Genomic DNA, 16281 nt, shown 5'->3' with positions numbered 1-16281 from the left:
TCTCCTCACGCCTCTGACGCACAACGAAAGCCGGCGAAAATCTGCCGGCGGATGGGGTAGTCCCAGTTGCGGAATCCGTTGCGGACCGCCACCGGTGCGCTCGCCCACGCTCCTCCTCGCAGCACCTTGTAGTCCTCGCCGAAGAACACCTCCGAGTACTCGCGATACGGGAACGCGCCGAAGCCCGCGTAGGGCTGGAAGTCGCTCGCCGTCCATTCCCACACGTCGCCCAGCAGGCCCCAGACCCCCTCGGCGCTCACGCCCTGGGGGTGGCTGCCCACCGGCAACGGGCCCCACGTGTCTCCGCCCAGGTTGGCGTGCGCGGCCGTGGGAGGTGCGTCACCCCACGGGTGCTCGCGTGCCACGTCGCAGGCGCCGTGCGCGGCGCGCTCCCACTCGGACTCGGTGGGCAGGCGCTTGCCGGCCCAGCGCGCGTACGCATCCGCTTCGTACCAGCACACGTGCTGCACGGGCTCGTCCGAGGGCAGCGGCTCCACCTGACCGAAGCGCCTGCGCAGCCAGCGTCCCGCCTGTTGTGGCAGCCAGAACTGCGGATGGGCGAGCGCCTCCGCGCGCACGAAGTCCCAGCCCTTCGGGTGCCACCAGCGCGGCTCGGCGTAGCCACCGTCCTCGATGAAGGCCTGGTACTCGCCGTTGGTGACGGGGTGCGCGTCCAGCAAGAAGGGGCGCACCTCGCGGGTGTGCACGGGGCGCTCGTTGTCGAAGGCCCACGGGTGGGTGCTGCCCAGCCGCGCGACGCCGCCGGAGATGAGCACGGGGTGTCGCGAGACAGGCGCGGGCGCGGGGCGCGCGGGCACCGGCGGCAGGCGGTACTCCACCTCCGTCATCAACTGGAGCGTGGCCGCGAGCGTCTCCGCGTGCTGCTGTTCGTGCTGCGCCACCATGCCGAAGACGTAGCCCCCGGCGAGCAGCGGCGTGTCGCCGTCCTCGGGGACGTGCTCGGACAGGTGCGCGCGCACGGCCTCGCGCACGCGCGCGGCGTAGGCGAAGGCGGACTCGGGAGGGAGCAGCGGGAGCGTGGAGCGCGTGCTCCTGGGATGTCGGAAGGCGTCGTAGATGGTGTCGAAGGCCGGGTCCGTCAGGGCCGGGGCCCCGAGCGCGCGCAAGAGCCACTGCTCCTCGTAGTTGGCCACGTGCGCGACGTCCCAGATGAGCGGCGACATCAGCGGTGAGTGCTGGTTCATCAACACCCGCTCGGGCAGCCCGGCGAGCATGCGCAGCACCCGCGCGCGCGCGGCCTCCAACTGCGCCCACGCGCGCGCCTTCCACGCCGGCCTCGTTCCATCCCCTGTCGGTGCTGTCGTCGAGCGGCCCATCGTGCGGGACATGGCGGACTCAACCTAGGGAGTGCCTGGGCGAGGAGGTAAGTCCCAGGCCCCCAGGGCCCGAGTCCCCCGTGCTGGAATGTACGTTTCTGGAGCACGCGGGGCGTCTGGTCTCCCCGCGGGCCGCGCGCAGTTCTGTCCACTATCCCCGCGTCGTACAGGACCCCCGGTCGCCGCGAGGGGGAGGGGGCCCCTATGCTGCGTGCCATGTCCAGTGCTGCGAAGCACCGCACCGTGCTCGTCGTGGAGGACGAGGACGACATCCGGGCCGCCATCGCGGAAATCCTCGAGGGCGAGGGCTACGACGTCACCGTGGCCTGCAACGGCCGCGAGGCGATGGAGGAGCTGACGGACGTGCGCTACGTGCCGAGCCTCATCCTGCTCGACCTGATGATGCCGGAGATGAACGGACACGAGTTCCTCGAGCGGCGCAAGGCCATCGCCAGGCTGCGCAACGTGCCGGTGATGGTGCTCACCGCGGTGACGACGGACATCCCCCCGGGGGCCAACAGCCTGTTGCGAAAGCCCTTCTCCGTGGAGGAACTGCTGGACGCGGTGCGGAGCATGCTGCCCATCGCCGCGTGAGCCCGGCCGCGCTCACGGCTCACGCTCCAGCGACAGGAGCGTCAGCGTGCGCGAGCGGTCCTCCCACGCGTAGCCCAGCACCAGCCCGTGGCGTGAGAGCCGGTGGCGCCCCGCTCCGCCGCCCTCCGGCAACGGCCCCCTGACGGACGCGTCCCCCAGCCGCTCCAGCGCGCCCTGGAGCTCGCCGAAGGCCTCCGCGCTCATACGGCCCACCTCTCGCCACGCTTGGGGCGAGTAGTGGATCCGATGAGGTCCTTGCGGACGCTGGCGAAGCTGCGCGGGCATCGACCAGGGCCCTATGCCAATGCCGTGCCCACGCGATGTCGCCTGGGACTCGGAGCATGGGTGCGGGGGAGGTGGTTTGAGCCTGAAGGAGTTACCGAACAACGCCCTGGGAGACGGAAGAAACGACAGGTGGCGAGCGGGCGTGGGCTCGCGAGTCCAGGCGGGGGCGGGGCGAGCGCCAGGGCCGCCCTGGAGCGCCGTCCGCGTGCCCGAGGGGGAGGCGACATCCCGAGCCGTCGCCGTGCGCTGGCTGCCCGTGGATGGCGAACGTGCTCAGGTTGACACAAGGGGCGGACAGCGGCTCCGGACAAGGAGAAGCCAAATGGCGGCACGGAGGCGGTACACCCCCTGGTCTGCCACGAACGGGCTGCTGTTCGGAGTGGCCGCGGGCGTGGTGCTGGCGCTCGCGGAGGTGGTGATGGCCCTGGCCTCGGGTGACAGCCCATGGCGGCCGGTGCGCATGTCCGCGAGCGTGGTGTTGGGGCCACGGGCCTTCGGCGAGGACTACCCGCTGGGGACGTTGGTGATGCTGGGCGTGGGGATGCACCTGACGGTGTCCGCCATCGTCGGGCTGTTCTACTCGTTCCTGGACGCGATGCTGCCGCCGGATGGACGCGGGCGTTGGGAGTTCCAGGCCGCGGTGGGGATGCTGTTCGGCATCGGCGTGTGGCTGGTGGACTTCCAGTTCGTCGCGCGTGGCTACTACCCGTGGTTCCTCGACGTGCCGCAGTTCGCCCAAATCGTGTTGCACGCCGTCTTCCTGGGGCTGCCGTTGGCGATGCTCTTCACGGCGGCGGAGCGGCGTCGCGCGTTGATGGACATCGCGGAGAGCACACCGTCGTCGGCGCCGTGAGGCGGGTGCTCACCAGAGCGCGTGGCATGGGTGCCACCAGAGGCGCGGGCGGGTGCGACGCGAGGCGTCGCGCGTGTTTGAAAAAACGCTGAAGGTATGGTGAAAGTACCCGACCTTCAGGGTTATCCAGGGGCCTTCGGGGTGCCTGGAGCACGGCCCCTCCTTTCGTGGACGACTGACACAGGCATGGACACAGAACTGGCGAGCATGCTGGGCGCGGCGGCGAGGGCCGCCCGGGTGCGGATGGGACTGACGCAGGCGGATGTGGCGGAGCGCATCGGCATGGCGTCGGAGGTGTACGGGCGCCTGGAGCGGGGCCACATGCTCCCCAGCGTGCAGAACCTGCGGCGACTGTGCGTGGTGCTCAACGTGCCGCCGCACCAGCTGCTGGGGTTGGGGGATGACCTGGCGGCGCCGCCTCCCGCGAAGGACAAGTCGGGCGCGAAGGCCCGCGAGGACGACACGCCGGAGATGCGGCGGCTGATGCGCAACCTGCGCAAGCTGTCCCCGGTGCAGCTGAAGCTGATGAACCTGGTCGCCTCGGCGATGCAGCAGAAGAAGAAGTGACGCCTCGCGGCCCCGGTGCACGGGGCCGTGGGTGACGGCGCCCTCCTCGCGAGCCTCGTGGGTTCGCTGGAGGAGGGGCCGGGGGGGGATGCTCCCGACCTGGATCGCCGAGGAGGCCGTCACGGGCGCCGGTCGCGGATCCGCTCGGGGCGGGGTGACTGGAGGGTGGCGCCGGGGTGCGCGGCGCTCTCCAGGGTGGACTCCAGGGTGCAGCGCAGGGCGGCGAAGGTGCCCCCGAACAGGAACAACAGGCCCAGCCACGTGCCCGCCACCCAGAGCTTCCGCGCGCGGCTCCAGTGGGCCGGGTCCACCCGACGCAGCCACGCGAGGGCGAGCGCCTCTTCGGTCGGAGTGATGCGACGGAGGGGCGCGCGACTCCCTCGGGGCGGGGTGGAGCGCGGGTGGGCGCGCCTCCCCTCGGAGGAGGGGGACGGGTGCGAGTGAGCGCCCTCGGACGGCGTCCTCGCGCGACGACGCGCCGCCTCATGTGGATCCGCGGTGTGCCCGAGGGTCCCCTCGGAAGGGGGCCTCGCACGACGACGTGCCGCCCCATGGGGCTCCTCGCCGCGCTCGTGCGGGCGGGCGTTCTCCGAAGGGGGCCTCATGTGGGGCTGCACCGCCTCGTGGGAGTCCACGGAGTGCTCGTGCGGGTGGGCCACCGCGGAAGAGGCCCCCGCCTGGAGATGCGCACCCTCACGTGGATCCACGCTGTGCTCGTGCGGGTGGGCGTCCTCGGATCCGAGGCCCACACGGGAGCCTCCCGACGAGGTCGCATGTCGCAGGTGCCGTCGCGCCAGTCGCACGGGCCACGGACTCTCGGAGGCGTCGTCCGGTGACACCTTCCTCCGTGTCGCCTCGGAGGCCGAGGGCGACGGCGTCCGTGGGAACAGCGGCCGGTCCCACTCGGGCGTCGCCGAGCGCAGCGCCGCCTCCAGCGCCGCGTGCAGCGAGCCTCCCTCCTGGAAGCGCTCCTCGGGCTTCTTGCGCAGCAGCCGCTGGGTGATGGCGTCCAGCTCACTCGGGACGCGCGCGTTCAGCGAGGACGCGGGCGCGGGCATGCGCGTCTCGATGTGCTCGGAGAGGACCTCGCGCGGCAGTGTGAGAGAGAACGCCGGCGCGCCCGTGAGCATCTCGTGCAGCGAGACGCCTAGCGCATAGAGGTCATCCGTGGCGCGGAAGGCATAGCGCGCGGCGCGCTGGGCGTGGTGCTCGCGGTGGAAGCGCAGGGCCTCCGGGCTTCGGTACTGGGGCGTGCCCGGCGGCAGCGGGCCTTCGGTGAGGGGCTGCGACTCCGCGTGGTTGGCGCTGCCGAAGTCCACCAGCACGGGCGACTCGTCCGAGGCGCGCACGAGGATGTTGGAGGGCTTGAGGTCCCGGTGGAAGACGTGGCGCGAGTGCAGTTCCCCCAGCGTCCACGCGAGCTGGGAGAACAGCCGGGCCACCCGCCGCGCGGAGGGGGCCTCGCGCTTCACCCACGTGGCCAGGGTGGCGCCCTCCACGTAGTCGAGCACCACGTAGTGGTACCCCGTCCGCACATCCGGCCAGCGCCCGTGCGCCCAGACGCGCACGACATGCGGATGCACCGCATGCAGCAGACACGCGAGCTCCCGGACGGCGCGCGCGTCCGTGCGGTCCAGGTCCTCGCTGCCCGGTCCTCGCAGCGCGAACTTGAGCGCGTGCAGGCGCCCGCCCTGCTCCACCTGGAACACCGCGCCGAAGGCGCCCTGGCCCAGCCGGGCCCGGACGCGCCACGGGCCCACCTTCATCCCGGGACGCAGCGCGAGGGGATGGCCCGTCGTCATGGGGCGCCTCGGGGGCTGTGGGCCATGCGGGTGACGGGGGATGCAACGGGCCACGGAGCAAAGGGGGCAATCATCGACATGACCCGGGGGTAGGGTTGGAACACTGGGTGACGACCTCCTGGGTAACGAACCTAACAGGGAGGGACCACATTCAGTGATGGAACAGGTCGTGTCCTGTCACGCCGTGGATGAAACCCCCGGAAATCCCCGGGCTGTAACCCGCGGGCACGCCCCGGCGTAGCGAGGGTGTCCCCGCGCGGGCCGGCTCCGGTCCGCGCCTCTCCTCACGAGGCCCCACGTGCGTCCCTCCTGCCTGCCGTGCACCGTGCTCCTGACGCTGGTCGCCTGTGGACCCTCGTCCTCCGTCGACGAGGGCCTGGGGGAGGTGGGCGGCCTGGACACGTCCGAGGCGGGCATCACCGCCTTCGTGCGGGAGGGGCGCTATCGGGAGTGGCTCGCGGAGCCGGCGCCCCGTCGCTCGGTGCGCTCCCATGGCGACCGGGTGCGGGTGTTCTTCAACGACGTGCTGGCCCGCTCCATGGCGGAGGGCAACCGCGTCCACCCCGTGGGCAGCATCACCGTGAAGGAGCTGTTCGAGTCGGATGGCCGCACGACGCGAGGCCACGCCCTCGACATCAAGGTGGCCGAGGGCACCGGCAAGGACACCTGGATTTTCTACGAGGGCTTCGGCCCGACCTACGACGACAACTACTACGGCCGGGGCCACGACACGTGCCACGGCTGCCACGCGGACCAGGGGACGGACTACGTGGCCACGCCCCTGCCGCGCTGACGTCGCGCTACGGCTGGTTGCGGGTGACGAAGGGGAAGGTCTGGATGATGAAGTTCCCCGCGGAGTCCTCCATCCACACCTCCACGGTGTGAGGGCCGTCCAGCAGCTCGCGGGTGTCCAGCTCCGCCGTCCACACGCCATCACCCTGGTCCGTCCCCGCGCGGATGCCCGAGCCGTCCCGCGTGAAGGCCACGCTCCTCACGCCGCTCACGTCGTCCGTCACCCGGGCCTCCAGCACCACGATGCCGGAGACGGCCTCGTCCGGTCCGGGTGAGAGCAGTTGGGCGCGCGGGGGCGTGTCGTCGTAGCGCACCGTGCGGGTGAGGGTGGTGCTCAGGCCCGTCTCGCTCGTCGCGACCATCGTGAAGACGTTGTCCCCAGGCACCAGGGGCAGCCGGGCCACGAAGACGCCTCCGCCGCGCGGCACCTCGTACGAGCCCCCGCCGGGCGTCACCTCCACCCGCGTGGCGGACTCCGAGTACACGGCCAGCTCGTAGTCCATCATGTCCCCGGGCTGCGGCCCCACGAGCCACCCGTCCGGAAGGCCCGCCACGAGCCACGGCGCCTCGGCGTCCACCCAGAAGGTGAGCACGTGCTCCGTGACGTGGCCCGCCGCGTCCGTGGCGCGAAGCAGCACCTCATTGGCCCCGGGGGTGAGCGCCAGCTCGTGCGCCACCAGTCCTCCGCCCGCGGGCACCTCCGTGACGTGCACCCAGTTGGTCTCCACGCGCACGGGGGAGGCATCGTCCACCCACACGCGGACCTCCGTCAGCAGCGAGCCCACCATCGAGCCCTCCGCGGGGTACAGCACGGTGATGCCAGGCGCCACCGCGTCCACGCGCACCGTGGCCTGCTGGCTGGAGCGTCCGCCGAACGTGTCGGTGGCCACCAGCTGGATGACGTTGAGGCCGTCGCGCAGCGGGAGCTCCGTCCACACGAAGCCGCCGCTCTCCTCGGGCACCACCGGGTACTGCTCACCGTGGAGGATGAACGCGGCGGACTCGATGGTGGCCCCGGGCGCCAGCGCCGTCACGAAGCCGCACACGCCCAGGCTCGTCTCGCCCATGAAGTCGGGCAGTCCGCACAGCGTCACCGAGGGCAGCGGGTCCGGCGATGGCAGAATCTCCACCGCGCGCGTCCCGCTGCTGCCCAGGCGGTTCGCCTCGCGAGGCTGGAGCGTCACGCCCGAGTACACCGCGCGCACCTCCGAGGCGCCCAGCACCTCCCAGCTCCCTCGCGGCCGCCACACCACCGAGTACACCCCATCCCCATCCGCGTCGTGGTCCGTCCCCACGGTGACGCCGGCCACCTGGAATGTGACCTGTCCCTGTCCCGGGCCCCGCGCGCGCCAGCCATCGGCGCTCGTCACGCGGGCCGACAGCGGGTTGTCCCGGCCCACCGTGAGCTGCGCACCCGCGAGCACCGTGGTGGTGGTCTCCAGGCCCTCGGTGGGAGGCGGAGGGTTCGTGTACGCGGTGACCCACGTCGCGCCCGAAACGCCCGGCCTGCTCATCGACGTGGCCGTCACCTGGACCTCCGAGGTGAGGGACGGGGCGAGCTCGACGGGCGTTCCCACCGAGAGCGTCACGGAGGTCCGCTCACCCGGAGCGAGCGTCACGGTGGTGCGGTCCAGCGTCGCCGTCCAGCCCGGCAGCCCGCCCGAGGCCTCGAGCGTGAACGTGTCCGCGCGAGCGCCCTCGTGGAGGACCCAGAGCGTGTACGTGACGCGCTGGGGATGGGGCAGGGCCTGGGCCACGGGTTTGCTCGCGGCGTCGTCCACGGTGACGCTGACGCCGTCACCCTTGTCGGGGAAGCAGGACAGCGCGAGCGTGGCGAAGGTGGTGGGGATGTCCGGGTGGCGCGAGGTGCCCACGCCCCAGCCTCCGTCCTCGGCCTGCCGTGAGATGAGCCACTCGAGCGCCCGGGCCACGCGAGGCTCCTGCTCCGGCGTGCGGCCCGCGAGGCACAGCGCGTACAGGGCGAAGCTGGTGGAGGTCTCGTCCGGGGCCTCCTGGTCGAGGCTGCCCCAGCCCGGCGCATCGTCGAGCGTGCGCGTGGCGAGCAGCCGCGTGGCCACGGACTCCAGCGCGGCCGTGTTCTCACCCTGCTCACCGGGGCCCGCGGCCTTCAGGCCCACGGCCGTCCACGCCACCTGGTACGTGTAGCGCTGGGCGTCGTCGAAGGGCCCTTCCGACAGGTCGTTCAGGTGCTCGCGCAGGTACGCGGCGGCGCGGCGGAGCGCGTCCTGGTACCGGGCGGCGCGAGCGGGGTCGGCGTGCACGCGGGCCTGGGCGAGCGCCGTCATCAGCCGCGCGGTGACGCCCATGTTGGAGGCGCCCACGGGCCGGAGCGGATAGTCCTCCACCCAGCGCCCGCTCAGCTCCTGCGTGCTCACGGCCCAGTCCGCCGCGCGCGCGAGCGCCTCCGAGTGCCGGGTGCCCACCTTCGCGTCGTAGCCCGCGAGCCCGAAGGCCGCGTAGCTGGTGTACGCGTTGCGGTAGTGCACGCCCTCCAGCGACCACGAGCCGCTCGCGTCCTGGCCCACGAGCAAATCGCGCGCGAGCCGCTCCATGTTCTCGCGGTTGGTGCGCCCGTTGGTCGTGACGGTGTCCAGGTCGAAGCCGTTGGCGCCGGCCTGGGTGAGGCCGAAGAGCGTGGCGCCGTGGCGGTGGCATGAGGTGCAGCCCTGGTCCTTCGTCCACGTGACGGCGTCCGCGCTGACGAAGTCGAGCGCGCGCTGGGCCGCCGCCACGCGCTCGTTCGCGCGAGAGGCCGTGGCCGACAGCAGCGTGACGAGCACGAGCCCCCAGAGCGAGGACGAGACGGAACGAAGCGAGCGCGCGCGGATGGACATCGGACGTGTTCCCATGGAGCCGGGCCCGCGCGCGGTGCACGCCCAGAGACTCGGCGCCCGGGACGAATCATGACCGGCACGCGCTCAATCACAAACAAAGGAGCCCGCACTTTCGCGCCTGCCCGCAGGGCAGGTGTAGAAGGTGTCATCAGACCCAGCACCGGGTCATGAGGAGGGTGTCCGCGAGAGCGGCATACTGGGTGAGCACGGGGGATTTGCTCGGGAATCCGCGAGTCGATTCCTCCTGTCCATGGAATCCCGAATGACAGTCATTGTGTAACGCGCCCGAGCCCCGCCTCGGTGGGCGAGCGAGGCGCCGGGCCCTGTGGCTCTCGCGGCTCGCGAGACGGGGCTCTCACAATGTCAGACTCCAGGGTGTGTCCGGACTCGTGAGGTCCGTGTGCACTGCTCGCGGTGATGGATGCGTCGTGTCATCGCGGTTGGCTGCTGACCGGGCGCGCTGAAACATGCGAGGAAGACAGCCTGTCTCGCGCCTCATCTCGTGGCCCATCCCGGTGCTCGTCGCTCTCGCGCGTGGGGACAGGAAGGACGACCCTCGAATGTCTCAAGCGCTGCTCGAAGCCATCTCCCAGGACGATGTCGCCGCCGTGAAGACGCAGGTCGCGACGGTGGATTGGAGTGTCCGCGACGGGTTCGGTCGGGCCCCGCTCGGCATGGCGGCCGCGCGCGCGGGCACGAAGGCGCGGGACATCCTGACGGTGCTGCTGGACGCGGGCGCGGACGTGAACGCGGCGCAGGGCGCGGGCAGTGACGAGGAGGAGGGGTGGACGGCGCTGCACCAGGCCTGTGTGCGCGGCACGTCGCCGGAGGCGCTGGGCGCGGTGGAGGTGCTGCTCGCGCGGGGGGCGAAGGCGGACGGGGTGAGCGCCAAGGCGTCGGTGACGCCGCTGGAGCTGGCGCTGCGCACGCACCACCTGGGCATCGCGGAGGCGCTGCTGAAGGCGGGGGCCAACCCGGACGCGGTGGGCCCGTCCGGCATGGCGCCGCTGCACCTGCTGGTGCAGCTGTACCGCGAGCGCGAGGGGGACCGGTACAAGAAGGGCGAGCGCGAGCACATGGCGGGGGCGGCGGTGAAGCTGCTGCTCGCGCACGGCGCGAAGCCGGGCACGAAGGACAAGAAGGGTGAGACGGCGCTGGCGAAGGCGCTCCTGCACCGGCTGCCCGAGGAGTTCGTCCTGGCGCTCGTCGCCGCGGGCGCGCCGCTGGACGAGTGGGTGGACCTGGGCACGCCGCCGGAGCAGGTGCTCGTCACGCCCGCGTCCATGGCGGTGGGGTTGGGGCAGCCGCCCTCGGTCATCAAGGCGATGCTGGAGACGGGGCTCGACACCACGAAGCCCGTGGCGCCGGACCAGCAGAACCTGCTGCACTACGCGGCGATGAAGCGCTTCGCGGCGCTGGCGCTGGTGCTCGAGCACCGGCCCACGCAGGACGTCGACGCGCGCGACGCGTCCGGCGCGACGCCCCTGTTCCTCGCGTCGTGGATGGGGCTCGTGAGCAGCGTGCAGGCGCTGCTGGCGCGCAAGGCCAACCCGGACATCCCGGACCTGGATGGGAACACGCCCCTGCACACGGCGGCGCGCAACGGGCTGCAGGACGTGGTGGAGGTGCTGCTCGCCGCGGGCGCGAACAAGTCGCTGCGCAACCTGGAGGGAGAGACGGCGGCGGACCGCGCCCGGCAGAAGGGCCACGCGACGCTGGCCGCGCTGCTGGGCTGAGCGGTCCGGCGTGGGGCCACGGGCGTGACAGCTCGGGGTGGCCTGGCGGCCCCCGCGTCGCGCCGCGGGCCTGAGACGGCCGTGCGGCCGGGCCCACCCGGAGCAACGGAGTGGCCTCCCGTGAAGAGGCCACCCCGGACCTACGGGTGCATCAGTTGTCGACGAAGAAGTTGAAGCGCTGGACCGTGGAGTTGCCCACGCCGTCGCTCATCCACACGTCGACGGTGTGCGAGCCGTCCAGCAGCTCGGTGGTGTCGAGCGTCGCCGTCCAGTCACCGTTCGCCTGCTGCGTGCCCGGGCGGATGCCGGACATGTCGCGGCTGAAGCCCACGTTGGTGATGGGGCCGAAGTTGTCGGTGACGCGCGCGCGCAGGGTGATGGTGCCGCCCACCGTGGCGCCCGAGGCGGGCGACAGCAGCGTGGCGGTGGGGGCCTGCACGTCGTAGTTCACCCGACGCGTGGTGGTGGTGGACACGCCCGTCTCGCTCAGCGTGACGATGGAGAGGTTGTTGACGCCCGGGCTGAGCGTCAGCGTGCTCTGCACCGCGCCGCCGCCGCGGGCCACGGAGAGCGCCGCGCCGCCGTTGATGCGCACCGTCGTGGCGGACAGCGACTGCACGTTGACCGTGTACGTCAGCTGGTGGTTGGGCTGCGCGCCGAAGAGCTGGTTGTCACCGGGGTTGGTGGAGACGATGGGCGTGCCCGGGTCCACCCAGATGAACACCAGCTTCTCCGTCACGTTGAAGGCACTGTCCGTGGCGCGCACCAGGATGACCTGGTCGCCGTAGTTCATGGGCACCGTGTGCTCCACCGTGCCGTTGCCGAACTCCAGGATGGACGACGCCACCCACTGCGTCTCCACGCGCACCGGCGTCTGGTCCTGCACCGACGACGTCACCGTCACGTTGAGCTGGCCCAGCGCCGCGCCGTTCACCGGCGACTGCACCGTCAGGATGGGCGGCACGCGGTCCACCGTGAGGTTGACCTGCTTCGTCGTCACCCCGCCGAAGCTGTCGCGTGCGGTGAGCTGGATGATGTTGGGGCCTTCCTGCAGGGTGATGGTCGTGTAGATGAGGCCGCCGTTGCCCGGCGTGAGCGGGATGACGGTGGCGCCGTTGATGATGAAGGCCGCGTAGGTGACGACCGCGCCGGGCGCGCGCGGTGTGGCGTAGCCCCAGATGTCCAGCGTCGTCTCGCGGGTGAAGGCGGGCGGGTTGCCGATGGTGACCGACGGCGTCAGGTGCGGGAACGGGTCGATGATGACGGTGCGCGCGTCGGTGCTGCCCAGCAGGTTGGACAGCGGCGCCTGGCGCTCGATGCCCGAGTACACCGCGCGGAAGTCCTGCGCGCCCGTCACCGTCCACGCGTCGGAAGGCGGCACCCAGTCGAAGGTGAACAGGCCGTCCGCGTTGACGTCCGCGTCCGCGCCCACCGGGACGCCGGCCACGTAGAACGTGACGACGCCGTGGGTGGGGCCCACGACGGGGTTGTTGTTGGCGTCACGCACGCGCGCCGACAGCACGTTGCCCGTGCCGATGGTGATGTGCGCGTTGACCGCGGGCGCCTGGATGGTGGTCGTGGTGGCCAGGCCCGTGACGGGCGGCAGGGGCGGCGTGTACGTGTTGACGCGCGCGGAGCCGGACACCCCCGGGGCGCCGCCGGACGTGGCGGTGAGCGTGAACTCGCTCGTGAGCGCGGGCAGCAGGTTCGCCGGCGCGTTGACGGTGACGGTGACGGTGCCCTCGCCGCCCGCGGGCAGGAAGAGGCTGACGGGGTTGGGGAAGGAGGCCCAGCCGGGGAGCCCGCCCGACGTGCTCAGCGTGTACGTGTCCGCCTGGTAGCCGTGGTTCTTCACGTTGAAGGTGAACGTCGTCTGCTGGCCCTGCTGCGAGCCGATGACCAGCTCCTTGCGCGCCTCGCCCACCACCGTGACGTGCACGCTGAAGTCGCCGTAGCAGGACAGGCCCAGCGCCGCGAACGTCGTGGGGATGTCGAACGTGGCCGAGCCCGTGCGCCAGCTGCCGTCCGCGGACTGGCGCGTCTTGAGCCACTCGATGCTGCTGCGCACGCGCGGGTCCGTGGCGGGCTCGCGGCCGGCCAGGCACAGGGCGTAGATGGCGCTGCCGGTGGACATGTCGTTGGCGGCCGTGTTGGGCAGGTCACCCCAGCCCGGGTTGCCGGGCGAGGCGCGGGTGAGCAGCCGGTTGGCCAGCGTGTCGATGGCGGTGGTGTTCACGTTGGAGGGGCCAGGGCCCGCGGCCTTCAGGCCCACCACGGCCCAGGCCACCTGGAAGGTGTACGGCATGCCGTTGCCCGTGGCGGACTGGTCCGCGTTGTCCAGGTTGGCGCGCAGGTAGGCGGCGGCGCGGTCCAGGGCGGTCTGGTACTGCGCGGCCCGGGCCGGGTCCACGCGCTGCTTCGCCTGGGCGATGCCCACCATGATGCGCGCGGTGGTGGGCACGCTGCCGTGGTCCACCGGGAAGTTGGCGTGGTCCGACGGCCACCGGCCGCTGGCCTCCTGCGTGAGCAGCGCCCAGTTGGCCGCCGCCACCAGCCCCGCGCTGTACTGCGTGGACACGTACTGGTCGTACCCGGCCAGGCCGAACGTGGAGTAGGACGTCTTCTCGTTGCGGAACGACGTGCCCTCGTGAATCCACGAGCCGTTCGCCAGCTGCTCCGTCTTGATGCGCTGGCCGAGGAACTCCAGGTTGTACTGGTTGGTCCGCCCGTTCGAGACGACGACGCTCATGTCGTAGCCGTTGGCCCGCGCCGCGGCCAGGCCGAACGTCGATGCGCCCACGCGGTGGCATGCCGCGCAGCCGTTGGCCGACACCCACGTGGCCACATCCGAGCTGAGGAAGTTGATGGCCCGTTGGGTGGCCTGGGCGTTGGTCTGCGTCTGCGCGGAGGCAGGCGTGGACAGGAAGGCGAGCAGCAGCGTCACGAGGCCGACGAGGGCCGACGGACGCGCGACACGCCGCGACGAGGCGGGGTGGAACATGGGTCTCCGGACAGGCGAAGGGCCGGTGCCAGGCATTGGCACTGGGCGCGTCACCTCCGGGGCGCCTGGACGCAATCCGGCCTCTCCGGGCGGATGACTAAAGGTCATCCTCCCAGGTCAGCTCCTTCAGGATGTCGTTTGGCCCCCCCACAGGCAGCGCGTATTCGTGAAATACTCCACAGTGGTTGAAATTGTCCAGTCACCGAAAATCGGACAGTTTCAGTGATAACGGGGTTTTAAGTGACACCCACCGTTCGTGGGAGGGCGGCGTGCCCGGAGGGGTCTGGAAAGACCCGCAAGTGGGACTTCCGTGACGCCCCCGTCACGGGGCCGCGAGCACAGGGCGCGCTCGAGCGGAGACAGCGGCCTCGCGCGAGAGGGTCTGCTCGCGCGAGGGGGGGACCGGAAGTGCCGGACCTCAGCCTCCGACGATGTCGAGCGTCTGGCCGACGCCCTGGGCCCGGGCGACGTCGTAGAGCGCGCGGGCGAGGGCCACGTCCTGCAGCGCGAGGCCGGTGGAGTCGAAGATGCTGATCTCCTCCCCGGCGCGGCCGGGCTTCTTGCCGGCGACGACCTCGCCGAGGGTGCCGGCAATCTGCTCGGCGCGCAGGAGGCCGTCGTGCAGGGGGACGTTGACCTCGCCGGAGTGCAGGGCCTGCTCGGTGTCGTCGATGAAGACGCGGCCCTCGGTGAGGATGCGCGGGTCCAGCTCCTGCTTGCCGGGGGCGTCCGCGCCCATCGCGTTGATGTGGGCGCCGGGCTTGAGCCACTCGCGCTTCACCACCGGGGTGCGCGAGGGCGTGGAGGTGCAGACGATGTCCGCGCCGGAGGCCTCCTGGAGGCTGACCACGCGGCCGCCCTTCTCGGCCTGGAGCGCCTTCGCGGCGGCGTCGGAGGCATCGGCGAGCAGCAGCTCCAGCTCCCCGAACAGGGCGCGGTGCGCGTCGATGAGGACGCGGGCCTGCACGCCGCAGCCGACGAGCCCGAGCGTGCGGGGCTGGGGCTTCGCCAGGTACTTGGACGCGACGCCGCCGGCGCAGCCGGTGCGCCACGCGGTGAGCCACGTGCCGTCGAGGATGGCGAGCGGGGACGCGGTGTCCGGGTCGCTGAGGATGTAGAGGGCGCGCACGGTGGGCAGGCCGTGCTTCTTGGGGTTCTGGGGATGGGCGTTGACCCACTTCACGCCGGCCGCGCCGTCGAGGAACGCGGGCATGGCGCGGAAGTCGCCGTCGTACTGCGGCAGGGAGAGGTACACCTTGGGCGGCATGAGCGACTCGCCACGGCCGTGGGCCCGGAAGGCCTTCTCGACGGCCTGGAGGCCGAGCTCGACGGTGTAGAGACCGCGCAGCTCTTTCGCGCTGAGGATGAGGGTGGACATGGCGGCGCTATATACCGGAGGTGTCGGTACGCCGCCCTGTGGGTGATGCGCCAGGGCCCGGTGAAGGGAGCTCCCGTCGTGGACTTGTGCACTTCTCCGCTGTTCGAGCGACTCGCCTCCGCCCGCCACGTGCTCATCGCCGGGGGGGGTGGAGGCTTCGACGTGTTCAGCGGGCTGCCGCTGTACTTCCGCCTGCGCACGCAGGGCAAGACGGTGTCGCTGGCGAACATGAGCTTCACGCGGCTGGAGGCCGTCCAGGGAGAGTGGACGGCGCCAGGGGTGGTCCGCGTGGACGCCACCACGGCGGGGCCGGAGCACTACTTCCCGGAGGGGTGGCTGGCGCGCTGGTTCGCGCGTCAGGGGGAGGAGGTGTCCATCCACTGCCTGGACCGGGGCGGCGTGGCGCCGGTGCGGGAGGCGTACGCGTCCCTGCACGCGCGGCTCGGGTTCGACGCGGTGGTGCTGGTGGATGGGGGCACGGACATCCTGATGCGCGGGGATGAGGTCGGACTGGGCACGCCGGTGGAGGACATCTCCAGCCTGGGCGCGGTGCAGGCGCTGCCGGAGATGACGAAGCTGGTGGTGTGTCTGGGCTTCGGCGTGGACCGGCACCACGGGGTCTGTCACGCGCACTTCCTGGAGTCGGTGGCCGCGCTCAGCAAGGACGGGGGCTACCTGGGCGTCACCGCGCTGCTGGAGTCGATGCCGGAGGTGGCGCGGTACAAGGACGCGGTGTCGTTCGTGTGTGAGCGGATGCCGAGGGCCCCGAGCATCGTCTCGCTCTCCGTGGTGTCCGCGCTGGAGGGCGAGTACGGCGACGTGCACCGCACGGTGCGGACGCAGGGCAGCACGCTGTGGATCAACCCGCTGATGAGCATGTACTGGGCGTTCGACTTGTCGGCGGTGGCGCGCAGGTGCCTGTACCTGGAGGCGCTCGCGGACACGCGGACGCCGTGGGAGATGAGCGAGGTCATCGAGAAGTTCCGCGAGGAGCGTCCCATCCGGCCGTGGATGGACATCCCGGTGTGACGCGCGAGGCGTGCGCGCATTTCGGTAGGCTCGCGGGGAGGGCCTCGGGCCC

The 16281-nt window shown here is 71.7% G+C and carries 12 protein-coding genes; 6 read left to right on the top strand and 6 right to left on the bottom strand.

The annotated features are described in order from the left end of the window. Nucleotides 1-5 precede the first annotated feature (5 nt). The gene (gene egtB / locus AC6JA9_RS42655; RefSeq protein ID WP_497958879.1) at nucleotides 6-1349 is read right to left on the bottom strand and encodes an ergothioneine biosynthesis protein EgtB; all 1344 of its coding nucleotides are present in this window, start codon (nucleotides 1347-1349) and stop codon (nucleotides 6-8) included. A gap of 192 nt (nucleotides 1350-1541) precedes the next feature. Here egtB and AC6JA9_RS42650 point away from each other — a divergent pair, with 192 nt between their 5' ends. Continuing rightward, complete coding sequence (locus tag AC6JA9_RS42650) at nucleotides 1542-1931, top strand: response regulator (protein ID WP_223750920.1); 390 nt, start codon at nucleotides 1542-1544, stop codon at nucleotides 1929-1931. Nucleotides 1932-1943: 12 nt separating this feature from the next. Here AC6JA9_RS42650 and AC6JA9_RS42645 read toward each other — a convergent pair whose 3' ends face one another. Continuing rightward, entirely contained in the window at nucleotides 1944-2135 is a 192-nt protein-coding gene (locus AC6JA9_RS42645) for a hypothetical protein (RefSeq protein ID WP_141325115.1), read from the bottom strand. A gap of 403 nt (nucleotides 2136-2538) precedes the next feature. On the opposite strand from AC6JA9_RS42645, the gene AC6JA9_RS42640 reads away from it, so the two are divergent. Both AC6JA9_RS42640 and AC6JA9_RS42635 read left to right on the top strand, forming a co-directional pair. Continuing rightward, nucleotides 2539-3069, top strand: a complete 531-nt coding sequence (locus tag AC6JA9_RS42640; RefSeq protein WP_223750921.1) for a hypothetical protein — start codon at nucleotides 2539-2541, stop codon at nucleotides 3067-3069. Nucleotides 3070-3255: 186 nt separating this feature from the next. Further along, the gene (locus AC6JA9_RS42635; protein WP_046717224.1) at nucleotides 3256-3636 is read left to right on the top strand and encodes a helix-turn-helix domain-containing protein; all 381 of its coding nucleotides are present in this window, start codon (nucleotides 3256-3258) and stop codon (nucleotides 3634-3636) included. Between the two features lie 119 nt (nucleotides 3637-3755). Here the strand turns inward: AC6JA9_RS42635 and AC6JA9_RS42630 are convergent, their stop codons facing one another. Next, nucleotides 3756-5438, bottom strand: a complete 1683-nt coding sequence (locus AC6JA9_RS42630) for a serine/threonine protein kinase (RefSeq protein ID WP_497958878.1) — start codon at nucleotides 5436-5438, stop codon at nucleotides 3756-3758. Nucleotides 5439-5736: 298 nt separating this feature from the next. On the opposite strand from AC6JA9_RS42630, the gene AC6JA9_RS42625 reads away from it, so the two are divergent. Beyond that, nucleotides 5737-6231: a hypothetical protein gene (locus AC6JA9_RS42625; RefSeq protein ID WP_497958877.1), complete on the top strand. Its 495-nt coding sequence runs from the start codon at nucleotides 5737-5739 to the stop codon at nucleotides 6229-6231. 7 nt (nucleotides 6232-6238) lie between these two features. On the opposite strand, the gene AC6JA9_RS42620 is transcribed toward AC6JA9_RS42625, so the two are convergent. Continuing rightward, nucleotides 6239-9085 carry an Ig-like domain-containing protein gene (locus AC6JA9_RS42620; RefSeq protein ID WP_497958876.1) on the bottom strand — a complete coding sequence of 949 codons (2847 nt, stop codon included), beginning with the start codon at nucleotides 9083-9085 and terminating at the stop codon, nucleotides 6239-6241. Nucleotides 9086-9645: 560 nt separating this feature from the next. Between AC6JA9_RS42620 and AC6JA9_RS42615 the strand changes: the two genes are divergently transcribed. Next, nucleotides 9646-10821 carry an ankyrin repeat domain-containing protein gene (locus AC6JA9_RS42615; RefSeq protein WP_497958875.1) on the top strand — a complete coding sequence of 392 codons (1176 nt, stop codon included), beginning with the start codon at nucleotides 9646-9648 and terminating at the stop codon, nucleotides 10819-10821. Nucleotides 10822-10972: 151 nt separating this feature from the next. Here AC6JA9_RS42615 and AC6JA9_RS42610 read toward each other — a convergent pair whose 3' ends face one another. Next, on the bottom strand, nucleotides 10973-13822 hold the full coding sequence (locus tag AC6JA9_RS42610) for an Ig-like domain-containing protein (RefSeq protein ID WP_497958874.1): 2850 nt from the start codon (nucleotides 13820-13822) through the stop codon (nucleotides 10973-10975). A gap of 418 nt (nucleotides 13823-14240) precedes the next feature. Further along, a complete protein-coding gene (locus AC6JA9_RS42605; protein ID WP_497958873.1) occupies nucleotides 14241-15200 on the bottom strand; it encodes an ornithine cyclodeaminase family protein in 960 nt (319 codons plus the stop codon). A gap of 78 nt (nucleotides 15201-15278) precedes the next feature. Here AC6JA9_RS42605 and AC6JA9_RS42600 point away from each other — a divergent pair, with 78 nt between their 5' ends. Beyond that, entirely contained in the window at nucleotides 15279-16229 is a 951-nt protein-coding gene (locus AC6JA9_RS42600; RefSeq protein WP_473570079.1) for a DUF1152 domain-containing protein, read from the top strand. Nucleotides 16230-16281: the final 52 nt, after the last annotated feature.

Source organism: Myxococcus sp. MH1 (assembly GCF_059738865.1).
The sequence above is the reverse complement of the archived record's forward strand: the minus strand, read 5'-3'. Positions and strand labels throughout refer to the sequence as shown.